The organism is Nesterenkonia massiliensis (assembly GCF_000455245.1).
Lineage (GTDB): Bacteria > Actinomycetota > Actinomycetes > Actinomycetales > Micrococcaceae > Nesterenkonia > Nesterenkonia rhizosphaerae.
In genome coordinates this window covers 614,502-627,774 of sequence record NZ_HG005165.1, presented here as the reverse complement: position 1 = coordinate 627,774, position 13,273 = coordinate 614,502, and the positions used below count along the sequence as shown (strand labels likewise).

General features: G+C 62.6%; 12 protein-coding genes. 9 read left to right on the top strand and 3 right to left on the bottom strand.

The window, feature by feature from the left end; genetic code table 11:
- Positions 1–352: 352 nt before the first annotated feature.
- A complete protein-coding gene (purB, locus tag TX78_RS02890; RefSeq protein ID WP_044493322.1) occupies positions 353–1,786 on the bottom strand; it encodes an adenylosuccinate lyase in 1,434 nt (477 codons plus the stop codon).
- 179 nt (positions 1,787–1,965) lie between these two features.
- Between purB and TX78_RS02885 the strand changes: the two genes are divergently transcribed.
- Complete coding sequence (locus tag TX78_RS02885) at positions 1,966–2,454, top strand: hypothetical protein (protein WP_044493320.1); 489 nt, start codon at positions 1,966–1,968, stop codon at positions 2,452–2,454.
- 1,525 nt (positions 2,455–3,979) lie between these two features.
- On the opposite strand, the gene TX78_RS13055 is transcribed toward TX78_RS02885, so the two are convergent.
- On the bottom strand, positions 3,980–4,375 hold the full coding sequence (locus TX78_RS13055) for a phage holin family protein (protein ID WP_081652536.1): 396 nt from the start codon (positions 4,373–4,375) through the stop codon (positions 3,980–3,982).
- A gap of 30 nt (positions 4,376–4,405) precedes the next feature.
- Between TX78_RS13055 and hisC the strand changes: the two genes are divergently transcribed.
- From hisC to TX78_RS02855, 4 genes are read left to right on the top strand one after another with little or no spacing between them, the layout of a single operon-like run.
- Positions 4,406–5,581 carry a histidinol-phosphate transaminase gene (hisC, locus tag TX78_RS02870; RefSeq protein ID WP_044493315.1) on the top strand — a complete coding sequence of 392 codons (1,176 nt, stop codon included), beginning with the start codon at positions 4,406–4,408 and terminating at the stop codon, positions 5,579–5,581.
- Positions 5,582–5,594: 13 nt separating this feature from the next.
- Positions 5,595–6,704, top strand: a complete 1,110-nt coding sequence (locus TX78_RS02865; RefSeq protein WP_044493313.1) for a thiamine pyrophosphate-dependent enzyme — start codon at positions 5,595–5,597, stop codon at positions 6,702–6,704.
- Positions 6,701–7,732 (top strand): alpha-ketoacid dehydrogenase subunit beta, encoded by a 1,032-nt coding sequence (locus tag TX78_RS02860; protein WP_044493311.1) that lies wholly within the window; start codon positions 6,701–6,703, stop codon positions 7,730–7,732. The genes TX78_RS02865 and TX78_RS02860 overlap by 4 nt, the downstream gene beginning before the upstream one ends.
- A gap of 1 nt (position 7,733) precedes the next feature.
- Positions 7,734–9,152 carry a dihydrolipoamide acetyltransferase family protein gene (locus TX78_RS02855; RefSeq protein WP_044493309.1) on the top strand — a complete coding sequence of 473 codons (1,419 nt, stop codon included), beginning with the start codon at positions 7,734–7,736 and terminating at the stop codon, positions 9,150–9,152.
- Between the two features lie 20 nt (positions 9,153–9,172).
- On the opposite strand, the gene TX78_RS02850 is transcribed toward TX78_RS02855, so the two are convergent.
- Positions 9,173–9,820, bottom strand: a complete 648-nt coding sequence (locus TX78_RS02850; protein WP_044493308.1) for a hypothetical protein — start codon at positions 9,818–9,820, stop codon at positions 9,173–9,175.
- Between the two features lie 134 nt (positions 9,821–9,954).
- Between TX78_RS02850 and TX78_RS02845 the strand changes: the two genes are divergently transcribed.
- The 4 genes from TX78_RS02845 to TX78_RS02830 all read left to right on the top strand — a co-directional run bounded on the left by TX78_RS02845 (position 9,955) and on the right by TX78_RS02830 (position 13,234).
- A complete protein-coding gene (locus tag TX78_RS02845) occupies positions 9,955–10,800 on the top strand; it encodes an HpcH/HpaI aldolase/citrate lyase family protein (protein ID WP_044493307.1) in 846 nt (281 codons plus the stop codon).
- Positions 10,801–10,875: 75 nt separating this feature from the next.
- Entirely contained in the window at positions 10,876–11,982 is a 1,107-nt protein-coding gene (locus tag TX78_RS02840; protein WP_147640396.1) for an enoyl-CoA hydratase/isomerase family protein, read from the top strand.
- A 112-nt stretch (positions 11,983–12,094) separates the two neighbouring features.
- Entirely contained in the window at positions 12,095–12,694 is a 600-nt protein-coding gene (locus tag TX78_RS02835; protein WP_044493303.1) for a DUF1648 domain-containing protein, read from the top strand.
- Between the two features lie 27 nt (positions 12,695–12,721).
- Complete coding sequence (locus tag TX78_RS02830) at positions 12,722–13,234, top strand: DUF456 domain-containing protein (protein WP_044493302.1); 513 nt, start codon at positions 12,722–12,724, stop codon at positions 13,232–13,234.
- The last annotated feature ends 39 nt before the right edge of the window (positions 13,235–13,273 follow it).

Below are 13,273 nucleotides of genomic sequence, written 5' to 3'. Positions count from 1 at the left end.
ATAGTCGACTCGACTCATGCCTTGGGTCATCTCGGGTGTTGTCATGATTGGCCCTCCTTCGTTTGTAGTTTCGAGCGTCATCCCGAGGTCGAACTCTATGTACCGATCCCAACGCGATGACTGGCTTTGATGTTCCTCCACCTTTATAGCTCAGTGTCATAGAGTCGATCCATGTCCGTCTCACTAACCAAGATAAATGGAGACCAGTCTCTACCCAGGGCGGCTACCCGCGTATTGATGGGTGTCGCACTCGTTGGGGCTGGCGTGGCCCACATGACCGTTGCCAGGGACGAGTTCGTTCCTCACGCCCATTTCCCCTACACGGGGCTATAAAGCCCTGGAGTAGCGCTGCTCAGCTGAACTGCGTGGCCAACTGCGCGGCCAGACCGGTGTACTGCGCCGGGGTCAGCTGCTTCAGGCGAGCCTCCGCCTCCTCGGACAGGCCGAGTCCGCCGACGAACTCTTTGAGCTTCTCGGCGTCCACACGGCGACCGCGGGTCAGCTCCTTCAGTCGCTCATACGGGTTCTCCATGCCCTCAACACCGGCGATCGCCTCAGCGCGCATCACCGTCTGGATCGCCTCACCGAGGACCTCCCAGTTGGCATCCAGATCAGCCGCAATCACGTCCTCGGCCACGGCCAGCTGCTTCAACCCCTTGGTGACATTGCTCAGCGCCAGCACCGAATGCCCCAGGGCGGTGCCGATATTGCGCTGTCCGGAGGAGTCGGTGAGATCGCGCTGCCAGCGGGACTCCACCAGGGTTGCCCCCAGAGCGTCCAGCAGCGCATTGGAGATCTCCAGGTTCGCCTCGGCGTTCTCGAAGCGGATCGGGTTGACCTTATGCGGCATGGTGGAGGACCCGGTCGCACCGGCCACCGGGATCTGGCGGAAGAACCCGATGCTGATGTAACTCCAGACATCCACGCACAGACCGTGCAGAATCCGGTTGAAACGGGCGATATCCGCATAGAGCTCGGCCTGGAAGTCATGGGATTCGATCTGGGTGGTCAGCGGGTTGAAGGTCAGTCCCAGCTTCTCCACGAAGGACTGCGCAATACCGGGCCAATCTGCCTCAGGCGCTGCAGCCAGATGCGCGGCGTAGGTGCCGGTGGCTCCATTGATCTTGCCCAGATACTCCTGGGCTTCAATACGGCGCACCTGACGGTTCAGCCGGTGCACGAACACCGCGATCTCCTTGCCCAGAGTCGACGGGGTAGCAGGCTGGCCGTGGGTGCGCGAGAGCATCGGCACCTCAGCAGCCTGCTGCGCCAGCTCGGAGAGTCCGGCAAGTGCAGTGCGTGCCGCAGGAAGCCAGACCTGCTCGACGGCGTCGCGAATACCCACCGCATAGGAGAGGTTGTTGATGTCTTCACTGGTGCAGGCGAAATGCACCAGCGGTGTCAGATCACCGAGTCCCAGCGGCTCCAGGCGGCGAGCGATGAAGTACTCCACCGCCTTCACATCATGGACGGTCTCGGCTTCAATCGCGCCAAGTTCTGCGATCTCCTCGGGGCCGAAGCTGGTGACAATCTCGCGCAGGCCGCTGATCTGCTCCGGGCTCAGCTGCGGCAGTCCTGGCAGTACCTGCTGCTGGCACAGGTGGATGAACCACTCCACCTCAACGTGGATGCGGTTGCGGTTCAATGCAGCCTCAGAGAGGTGATCCACCAAGGGGGCGACGGCGGTGCGGTAGCGCCCATCCAGCGCGCCAAGCGCAATAAGCGGCTGCGCGGCAGCGAGAGAGACACGGTCCTGGGCAGCGGAGTCAGCGGCAGTGCGAGTCATGAGGGCAATTCTTCCACGCGCGACGGGCACTGTGCGTCCACGGCCGGGTCGCTGGGTTTTCCCCAGGCAGTGTGGGGCTCCTGCGACACACCGGGTATTCCCGATGAGCTCGCAGCGCTGCGGCGCTGGTGTCGTGGCGTTTTATAGCCTCCAGGTGACGCGAGATTGGAGGCTTAAGCATGTTCACCACACAGCTGGCTACTGCGCCATGGCAGCTTGCTCAGGCCGCGGAGGCCTATGACACGGCCGCGGTCACCTTAGAAGGTGCTGCTGGCCAGAAACTGCCCTTCCAGCAGCACCTGGGCCGGGCCCTTGGCGTTGAGTGGGAGTCTCCAGCGGGCCGTGCCTTCCGGACTGCAGCTGAAGCACTGCATCTGCCAGGTGAACACCTCGGCGCTGAGTCCTCAGCAATAGCCGAGCAGTGTCGTGCTGTTGCCGCTGAATTGAGAGATCTCGCTGAGTTAGCGCGGCAGGTGCAGCAGATCGTTCACATGCTGGCCAACCCGGAGCTGCGCGCAACCTTCGCCGGCATACTTGCCGCCGACCACCTGGAGTGGTTCTGGCATCGGGCTGCTGGTGCTTTGAACTCCGCCCACGAGATGGCCGAATTCCTCAGAGACAGCGGAGGCATTCCCTGGGTGCTTCGCGAGGCCGCCGCGCGGATATGACCTTCACCCGCTAACTAGGAGCATGATGACACTGACCAGCCTTCCCGGTGCTGTGACATCCGGGCCCTCCCAGCCGCTACTTCCGATCTCAGAGATTCTGCGTGCACCCGTGCTGCCACCACCGTTCCGGGTGACCACCGCCGGAGGACCCACCGATATCAACCTGCGCTGGGCCAGCCTCATGGAGTCAGCCGATCACTTGGACAGCGCCCGAGCAGCACTGGAGGCTCAGCATCAGATGGCGTGCAACGCCCAATCAGTGCTGACCCAGAACGGTGTAGCGCTCTTGCCGTTATCCGGGAAGATTCCGGCCCTGCATGGACGGTTGGTGGCACTGATCGGCGCCGGATTTGCCACCGGGTACCTGGTCAACGGGCTCTCAGCGGGTGCTCACGCCGCCCACCAGGCCTACCGCAATACCGAGGACACTGTCCTGAGGTGGCTTCACGCGCTCACTCTGGCGGCTGACCACGAAATCGTCCTGGCAAATCTCCTGCACCCCGATGGGGACAAAACCTACGCCTACGACTGGTCGGTGACGCTAGGAACCCTTGGCGCCGGCGGTGCCGTTGACGTTATTAAGAGGCGTTTCCCGGCGGCAGCAGCAATGGTCGGGGTAGCGCAGCTGATCAGCTCAGAGGCAGAACTGGTCAGCTACGCCATGTCCAGTGTGGAACTGAATCTCACACCTGATCCCGCCCACCATTTTGACTACATGGCAGACGGGTCTCTGGGCAGTTATATGGAACAGATGGGGCAGGTCAGCGAGCACGGCGATATCGCCGTCAGCCGCCTTCAGGCTGAAGGGCAGGAGGTTGCCCTGGTGCATCTGCCTGGTTTCGACATCCATGCCGACGACGGCGGCCGCAGCACCTTAGGCGTGACAGATGCCTTAGGGAACAACTCCGAGCATCTCGCTCCACTGGTTGAAGACGCCCTGGAACGATCTGGCGTGCCGGAGGGAACTCCGCTGCTGCTGACCGGATTCAGTCTAGGAGGCCTTCATGCCCTGAACCTCAGCTCAAAAGACAGCCTGAGCGGCAAGTACTCCATCAAGGGTGTTCTCACCGTGGGCTCGCCCGGGCGCAATACACCCATGCCTGCCGAATTCCCGATCATCCACCTGCAAAACGCCCACGACCCCGTCCCGCATATTCTGGGGCAGGTGCATCAGGGAGCCGCCAATCGAATGACGGTTCAGACCAACCACACCAACCAGGACATCTCCGGCACCGTCGCCGGCAGCGGCCACAACTGGGAGCTCAACGTTGAGGCGGTCCATCGCCTGGAGCAGCCAGAGGTCGAACGCGAGACGCTCAGCCAGCAGGAACAGGAGCTTGTGCAGGAATTGCGCCAGTATCTGCACGGATCAGCACACGCTGAGGTCTACTCCACACAGTGGGCAGCGGTTCCGGGTCAGGACCGTTCAGCGTTTACAGAGATTCGTGACGGTCTAGAACGTCACCTGCAGGAGAGTCTGGAACAGGCGCTGGACCCGTCAACTCCCTCAGCGGGTCCGGTGCCCTCACCGGATACTGGGGCGTACCAGGAACCTGTTCAGCAGGGCCGAGACAATGGCCACCACGATTCCGCCCAGGACAGCGGCCCAGAAGCCGTCCACCTCGAAGGAGGACCATGGCAGAACGCTGGTCAGCCAGCCGGTCAGCAGCAGCATCAGCGCATTGATGACGATGGCGAACAAGCCCAGGGTCAGGCAGGTGATCGGCAGGGACAATAGCGACACGATCGGTTTGATGGTCACATTCACCAAACCGAAGATCGCGCCGAAGAACAGATACGACAAGATGATGTCCCCGGTGCTGTCACCTGCTCCGCTGCCGCTGATCCCCGGGACAAGCCAGGATGCTGCCCCCAGCGCAAGAGCGTTGAGAATGATGGCCAGTAAGATTCTCACAAGCATCATCTTCTCATGAGGGGGTAGCAGCACGCCATGACCCAGACCGGCAGCACCCAGACGCCCAGTAGCGGCCCGACACACGGCAGCACCCAGACATCAGGCAGCAACCCAGTATCGGGCATTCTGCCCCGACCTTCCGTAGCAGCCCTGCCCGTATATGCCGCCGGCAAACCACCGGTCCCGGCGGAGGGACTGACTCCGTTCAAACTCTCATCCAATGAGAACCCGCTGGGTCCAGTGCCCGCAGCTGCTGAGGCAATTGCAACTGGCCAGGCTCTGCACCGCTACCCCAACCCGGGAGCTGAGAACCTTCGCGCAGTCCTTGCCGAACACCTTCAAGTCCCTTTCGAGGACATCGTGACCGGCACTGGCAGCCTGGGCGCACTGACTCAGATCATCAATACCTTCGCAGGCACCGACCCGAGCGGGCACCAGGACGAAGTCATCTATGCGTGGCGCTCCTTCGAGGCCTATCCGATCGTGGTGCGCACGGCCGGGGCGAAGGACGTCACTGTCGCCGTCACTGGAGATGGTCGACACGATCTGCCCGAGATGCTGGCTGCGATCACTGAACGCACCAAGGTCATCCTGCTGTGCACCCCGAACAACCCCACCGGGCCGGCGCTGAGCCACACCGAAACTGAGGAATTCCTGCAGCAGGTGCCCGGCAACGTCGTCGTTGTCATTGACGAGGCCTACCAGGAATTTGTGCGCAGCTCCGACCCGGTGGACGCGCTGGACCTCTACCGCCGCTATCCCAATGTGGTGGTCCTGCGGACGTTCTCCAAGGCGCACGGTCTGGCAGCGCTTCGCGTGGGCTATTCGATCGCCGGGCAACCGATCACCCAGCATCTGCGTAAGACGGCAGTGCCCTTCGGGGTCAACGCGCTGGCTGAAACTGCCGCCATCGCCTCGCTTCAAAACCTTGAGCAGGTTCAGGAGCGCGTGCAGCAGATTGTGGAGGAGCGACAAAGAGTGACCACCGCACTGGCAGATGCCGGATGGCAGATACCAGAGACCCAAGGCAACTTTGTCTGGCTGCCGCTCGGCGAGGCGGCTGCGGACTTTGCCGCAGCCGCGGGGGCCCAGGCGCTGGCCGTGCGGGCCTTCGCCGGTGAAGGAGTGCGGGTCACCATCGGTGAGCCAGAAGCCAATGACCGATTTATCGCGTTGTGCAGAACCTACAGCGGCACCGGTGCAGCCGGCTGACACAATGAGGCCCATGGAACCTGTCCAGCTGCTCTCCCCTGATGGCACGCTGCGCGAGGACGAGCGCTACAGCCCGTTCCTCGAAGCGCTTGATGACGCCGGTCTGCGCGATCTCTATCGCCATATGGCGCTGGAGCGCCGCTTCGATCAGGAGGCCACCTCCCTGCAGCGTCAAGGCCAGCTTGCCCTCTGGGTACCTGCACTCGGCCAAGAAGCCGCGCAGGTAGGAACTATCGCAGCGCTGAAGCCCACTGATCGGGTGTTTCCCACCTACCGCGAGCATGCCATGGCGCTCTACCGCGGCATCAGTGCAGAAGAGCTGATGGCCACTTTCCGCGCCACCAAACACGCTGGCTGGGACCCCCACGCCTACAACTTCCACGGCTACAGCATTGTGCTCGCCGCGCAGACTCTCCACGCTGCCGGTTGGTCCATGGCGGTGAAACAGGATGAGCGACTCGGCCTGCGGGCACGGGACAAGGCCGCCGATGAGATCGTGCTGGCCTGTCTGGGAGATGGCGCCTCCAGTCAGGGCGATGTGCACGAATCCATGGTCTTCGCCAGTTCCTACGAGCTGCCCCTGCTCTACTTCATTCAGAACAACCACTGGGCTATCTCGGTCCCCACGGCCACTCAGTCCAGGCACCCCCTGGTGCACCGGGCAGACGGCTATGGGTTCGAAGGCGTGCGGGTGGACGGCAACGATGTGTTGGCAAGCTACGCCGTGGCAGCGGAAATGGCCGTCCAGATCCGCAACGGATCAGGGCCGAAGCTCATCGAATCGGTGACCTACCGGATTGGCGCCCACACCACCGCCGATGACCCGACCAAGTACCGCAGCGACGACGAGGTCCAGGCATGGGCGGCCAAGGACCCGGTCACCAGGTTCCGCAGCTGGCTGGAATCCGGTGACCGTGCAGACCAGGCCTACTTCACCCAGGTGCAGGAAGAAGCCGAAGAGCTGGCCACCGAACTGCGCCGAGCCGTGCTGGCCATGGAATCCATCGACATCGAGCGCGTCTTTGACACTGTCTACGCCGAACCGCACCGTCAGGTCGAGGTGGAAAAGGCCTGGCTGAAGGACTACGAGGCAGGCTTCGCAGAAGCTGGGGGAGATAAATGAGCCGCGTGACGCGTGAACAGGACACCGGCACCGAGTCCTCCGTGCAGACCATGCCGCTGGCAAAGGCCATCACCGCAGCCCTTCGCGATGAGCTGGCAGCTGATGAGAAGACCTTGCTGATCGGCGAAGACATCGGCAAACTCGGCGGCGTCTTCCGGGTCACTGACGGGCTGCAGGCCCAGTTCGGTGAGCATCGGGTCATCGACTCTCCGCTGGCTGAATCCGGCATCATCGGCACCAGCATCGGAATGGCCATGCGCGGCTACCGGCCAGTGGCGGAGATCCAGTTCGACGGCTTTGTTTTCCCAGCGTTCAACCAGATCACTACTCAGCTGGCGAAGATCCACAACCGCACCGACGGCGCCCTGACCGTCCCGGTCACCATTCGACTGCCCTATGGCGGGCATATCGGCTCCATTGAGCACCACTCCGAATCCCCGGAGGCGCTCTTCGCCCACACCGCCGGGCTGCGTGTGATCACGCCCTCCAATGCCCATGATGCGTATTGGATGACCCGTCAGGCGATTGTCAGCGAGGACCCGGTCATCATCATGGAGCCCAAGCGCCGCTACTGGCTCAAGGGTGAAGTGGATACCGCCAATCCGGCGCCGGACGCCTTCCGAGCTCAGGTGCTGCGTGAAGGCAGTGACATCACCATCGCCACCTACGGTCCGTTGGTCCCAGTAGCCCTGGCCACCGCGGAAGTGGCCCAGCGTGAGGGGCGCAGCGTAGAGGTCATCGACGTGCGCTCCATCAGTCCTCTCGACGATGAGACCATCGCTCGTTCCGCCGCCAAGACCCGCCGACTCGTCGTCGCCCATGAAGCGCCCACCTTCGGCGGATTCGGCGCGGAGATCGCTGCACGGGTCACCGAACGCGCCTACGATCGTCTAACTGCCCCGGTGCTGCGGGTAGGCGGCTTCTACATGCCGTATCCGCCTTCAGGGCAGGAAGACCGGTATCTACCCGATATTGACCGTATGCTCGAAGCCATTGAACGCAGCTTCGCCTATGGAAGGACTCGCTGAAATGACGCAGACCTTCAACCTGCCCGATGTCGGCGAAGGCCTGACCGAGGCCGAAATCGTCTCCTGGAAGGTCCAGGTGGGTGACACCGTCGCCATCAATGACGTGATCTGTGAGATCGAAACGGCTAAATCCCTGGTGGAGCTGCCGGTGCCATTCGCCGGAGAAGTCCAGGAGCTGGTGGCCGCCGAAGGCGACACCATTGAGGTGGGGCAGCCGCTGATTCGGATCAGCGCAGGTGCAGATCCCGAAGGTGCTTCACCGGCTTCTTCCCCGGTGGATTCCGCCCCTTCGGAGGCTGAGTCGACGAGCCCCACCCCCCAGACGCAGAGCCGTGACTCAGCCGGGGAGAATCAGGCGCTGGTGGGCTCTGGTCCGAAGGCTGACGTAGCCAAAGCCCGCCCCCGAGTCCGTGCCACAGCTCCGGATCTGATCGATGCGTCCGAGTTCGACGACGACGTGCCGGCTCCTCAGCACGGCTTTAATACCGGAGATATCGCAGACATCGTGGCCAAAGCCAGCCCGCCGGTGCGTGCACTGGCTAAGCGGCTTGGCGTTGCGGTCTGGGAGCTGGTGGGATCCGGGCGCAACGGCCAGATCACCCGTGACGACGTCGAACGTCAGGCCCGTCAGAAGAAGGCTCAGCGCGAATCCGGCAAAACACCTGCCGCCGGTGCGCCGGTACCGCAGGGGCGTCGTCTTCCCTCCGATGTGGGCCTGCTCTACGACGGACCCCGCGAGGACAAGATCCAAGTGCGCGGAGTGCGCAAAGCCACAGCACTGAACGTGACCGCATCGGCTTCCACCGTGCCGCACGTCTCAGTGTTCAAAGAAGTGGATGTCACCCGCACTATGGAGCTGCGGCAGGCGCTGAAGAACGAGCCTTCCTATAAGGGTCTCAGCGTTTCCCCGATGCTCTTCGCAGCCAAGGCCATTATCTGGGCGGCGCGGAAGAACCCGCAGATCAATGCCACCTGGCATGACACCCACTACACGCTGCGCAACTATGTGAACCTCGGCATCGCTGCAGCGACGCCGCGCGGACTGGTGGTCCCGGTGATTCACGAAGCCCACACTTACAACACTCAGGGTCTGGCTGCAGCGATTACCCAGCTGACCGTTGACGCTCGTGAAGGCAAGACCACTCCGGCAGAGATGCAGGGCGGAACCATCTCCATCACCAATATTGGCACCCTGGGACTGGACTCAGGGACCCCGATTCTTCCTCCGGGGCAGGCCTCTATCGTGGCACTTGGCGCAGTGCGTAAGAAGCCCTGGGTGGTCGACGGTCAGATCGTTCCCCGCGATGTCATGGTCATCGGTGGATCCTTTGATCACCGGCTCATCGACGGCGACCTAGCCGGTGCCTTCATTGCTGATGTGGCTGCAGTGATGGAGCAGCCAGGACTGCTCATCGACTGAGCCTTTAGTTCACGGAGTCTCTAGTTGATCTCAGTGATGGTCAGCGGGGCGCTGTCTTCCAGCCCCCAGGTCTGGGCCAGTGGCACGTCACCTACCAGGACCTCGGCCGAGGCGGCGCCGGTGGCGGCGCGGGCGGTGGTTTCAATCTGCTTCAGAATCTGCCAGGACTCGCAGTAGCCGGGGGAGACCGGCACCCCGCCGAGGGCAACAGCGACCTGAGAACCATGCAGCTCTACTGACTCCACGCTGAGGTCAGCCGACCCGGCCAGCGGATTGGAATAGCCGGCCCGAACGTGAGTGCTGCTCTGCAGTGAGAGCAGGTACTCCAGGGCGGAAACGGCCGGATCATCGGTGCGCAGCGGAACCGTCTCCACAATGGAGAGCACACTGCCGCAGCCGAAGGGTTCAGTGCGTGCGATTTCTGCATCAGATACCGCAGTTCCGTCCTCCGGCGGGGCCGAGGCAACCAGGGCCACCGGCATCCTGATGAGGTCATCGGATTCGAACTCCGGCTGCCGCAAAGGGTTCTCCGCGCCTTGCTGGGTCTCCGCCCCCTGGTTCTGATCCGGATCTTCGTCCTGAGGTGTAGGGGAGCCACATGCTGTGGCGATCAGAGCGAGACTGATTCCGGCGGCCACAAGCCTGCCGCGCGTCACCGTGGAGATCATTGAATCAGGATAAAGGAAAGCGCACGATGACTCTGTTCGGCAGCACTGTGACGGCCATTGCAGAAGACCAGGATCGACCTTCATTATCCGGCAAGCGGGCCAGGCTGAAGCCGGCTCTCGGGTAGGCTGAGACCATGCCAATCCGGAACCGTCGAGCCGCTGCTCTGCCCGCCAAACTCTCCCGCTCCTGGCTGCTGATCAACGCAGGCAAAGAGGAAGATTACGCGCCGGGTCTAGCCAGCGAGGCGGACTCGGTCATCTTCGATCTCGAGGCCTCGGTACCGGATGAGAAGAAGGACGCTGCCCGTGCCTCAGTGCTGAGGGCTCTCAACGGTGGAATGACCGCCTGGGTGCGGATCAGCCCCACCACGTCCCGGCACTGGGAGGACGACGTCGCAGCACTGGCCGAGGCCGGGGGGCTGCGCGGTGTCATGCTCGCTGAAACCGAGCGCCCGGATCAGGTCACCTACACCGCTATGCGGCTGCGCGCCGGCACGCCGGTGATCGCCCTGGTGGAATCAGCACTGGGCGTGGAGAACGCCACGCAGATCGCCTCAGCACCGGGCACATTCCGGCTCGCGTTCGGCACCAACGATTTCCGTAAAGACACTGGTGTCTCCAGCGATCCGATGGCTCTGGCCTATGCGCGCTCGCGCCTGGTCATCGCCTCTCGCGTGGGCGGATTGCCGGGGGCTATCGACGGGCCCGCCGAAGCCACCGCCGATGAGGCCGCCATCGCCGAAGCCTGCCAAGTGACCGCATCTATGGGCATGACAGGGAAGCTCTCGCTCAACCGCGCCCAGGTGGAACTGGTCAATAAAGGCCTTAGCCCCTCCGAAGATGAGCTGAACTGGGCACGCGAGCTGATCGAAGCCCACGAAAAGGGCGCCTCCATTGGCGACGGTTCCTACCTGCCGCGACTGGCGCGTGCGCAGAAGATCGCCAGCCTCGCCGATTCCTACGGTCTCTGGAACGCTTAAACCCCCTGGTGGAAGGCTCCAGCTGCAGCATGTAACCTCAGTCACATCACTGGTGGAGCGATCAGGAGGTTGGTGTTGGGCAGGGAGACCTATACGGGCGACGTCGCTTTTGAAGTCCGCGGCCACCTGGGGATGATCACGCTCAATCGGCCCAAGGCGCTCAACGCGCTGACCCAGCTGATGTGCGAGTCCATCCTCATCCAGCTGCAGGACTGGGCCGAGGACCCGACTGTCGCCCAAGTGCTCATCCGCGGTGCTGGAGACCGTGGTCTTTGCTCAGGCGGAGATATCTCCAGCGTCTACCGGGACATGCAGGAGCACCAGCCGCGGGACGGCGGGGGGCTGCTGCCCGAATCCACCCCGAGCTACGCTGCGGCGATGCCGGCTGAAGAGTTCTTCGCGGTGGAGTACCGGATGAACCTGACCATCGCTGAATATCCCAAGCCCTACATCGCGCTGATGGACGGTGTGGTGCTCGGCGGCGGCGTGGGAGTCTCCGCCCACGGCAGTCACCGGGTGGTCACTGAGCGCAGCCGGGTTGGCATGCCGGAGACCACCATCGGGTTCTCCCCGGATGTGGGCGGTACGTACTTGCTGCCCCGTTCCCCCGGCAACACAGGACTTCACCTCGGGCTTACCGGTATTCACCTCACTGCCGCCGATGCCATCTTCACCGGTCTCGCGGATACCTTTGTGCCCTCCGAAGCTCTAGAGGAACTGACCCAGCAGCTCACCGAGCACCCCGTGGATCAGATACTTCCGCGCTATACCACGCATCCTGGAGACTCTGCAGTGGAACAGGACGCCGAATGGATAGATGCCGCCTATTCCGCAGGGACCGTTGAGGAGATTCTCGAGGAGCTGGAAGAGCACAGTTCCAGCTACCCAGGTGCCCAGCAGGCCGCGGCAGCTTTACGCGCTAAGAGTCCGACGATGCTTAAGGTAGCGCTGGAGGCCATCCGCCGGGGTGCTCAGCTCAGCCTCTCTGGAGCCCTCGCCCAGGAGTACACCATTGCGATACACGCCTTGCGATCCCATGACTTCCGGGAGGGAATCCGGGCACAAGTGATCGACAAGGACCGCACCCCGCGGTGGAGCCCCGGACAGCTCGAGACTGTGGATGAGGACCTCGTTGCCCACTACTTCACCCCGGTGCCGGGCAAACTCTTAAGTCTGGAGTGAGCCCGTGCGTGCCCGTCACACTCGGCGGAGGCCGTAGTCATCCTGAAAGTATGGAGGCCTACGGGGAGTCATGCGCCTCCGGGGGAGTCATGCTGGGCATAGAGGGGTGCTGATGGGGGAAACACATAGCGCGCAGAGCGAGCCCGAATTCGTCACCAGCTATCAAGAATCGGTGCGCACCGGTAAACCTCTGCGCGGGGATGACGGCACACTCATCTATACGCACTTTAATAACCGTCCGCGTCCACACTTCACGCTCGATCCGTTCCACCGGGTGCTGTTCTGGGGGTCGGTCATCGCCCCCACGGTTCTTATTGTGTGGTTCATACTGCGGCTCATCAGCGGTTCACTTGCCGAAGAAGTGCCCCTGCATTATGGGATCGATGGTCAGCCCACTCGCTATGGTTCGCCGCTGGAGGCGCTGATACCGCTGATCCTGCTGGCTGGTTCGCTCTACGGCATCGCTGTGCTGACGCGCTACCCTCGGATCTACAACTTCCCCTTTGAACTCAACGAGCATAATGTGCAGCGCCAGTACAAGAACGCAGTGCAGATGATGATCTGGATACAGGTGTCGATGGCGCTGGTTCTACTAGCGATGCTTCTGGACTTCCAAGGCTTCAATATCCTGCTTCCGCTCATGTCTGCGGCTATGGCCACCATGTTCGGGTCCCTGGTACTGGGAATCATCCGGATGTACCGCCTGTGTTGACGCAACTCCCCAGGAGAAGGACGAAATATGCTGGAATCAGCCGCGGCCGAAGGACTCGCCACAGCACTGATAGGCCTGGCGCTGGTGCTCGGCGTCGTCGGCGTGATCCTTCCGGTACTGCCAGGAAGCCTGATCATCATCCTGGGGCTGCTGACCTGGGGTGTGCTGGTGGGAGGCCCCTTGGTATGGACTGCTGCAGTGATCGGTGTGGTGCTGGCGATCTGTGGTTGGAGCGCTTCAACGGTGCTGACAGGTCGTGCTCTGCATCGCGAAGGGATACCGCGCGGCCCTATCCTCATCGCGGTAGTGGTCGCATTGGTCGGGATGATCCTGCTGCCACCTTTGGGGCTCTTTATCGGATTTGCTGCAGGGCTCTTTGGCGCTGAGGCGGTACGCCGGGACTATGACTTCCGAGCCGCAGGCGCTGCGAGCCTTAAGGCACTGCGCGCTATGGGACTGGGCATCCTCGTGGAGTTTGCTCTGGCGGGGACTGCGGTATCCGTTTTTGTCTTGGCAGCGGTGATACATTTCCTGTTCTGAGATCCGCATTTTCCTCTCCGGCGGGGCTAACTGAGCCTG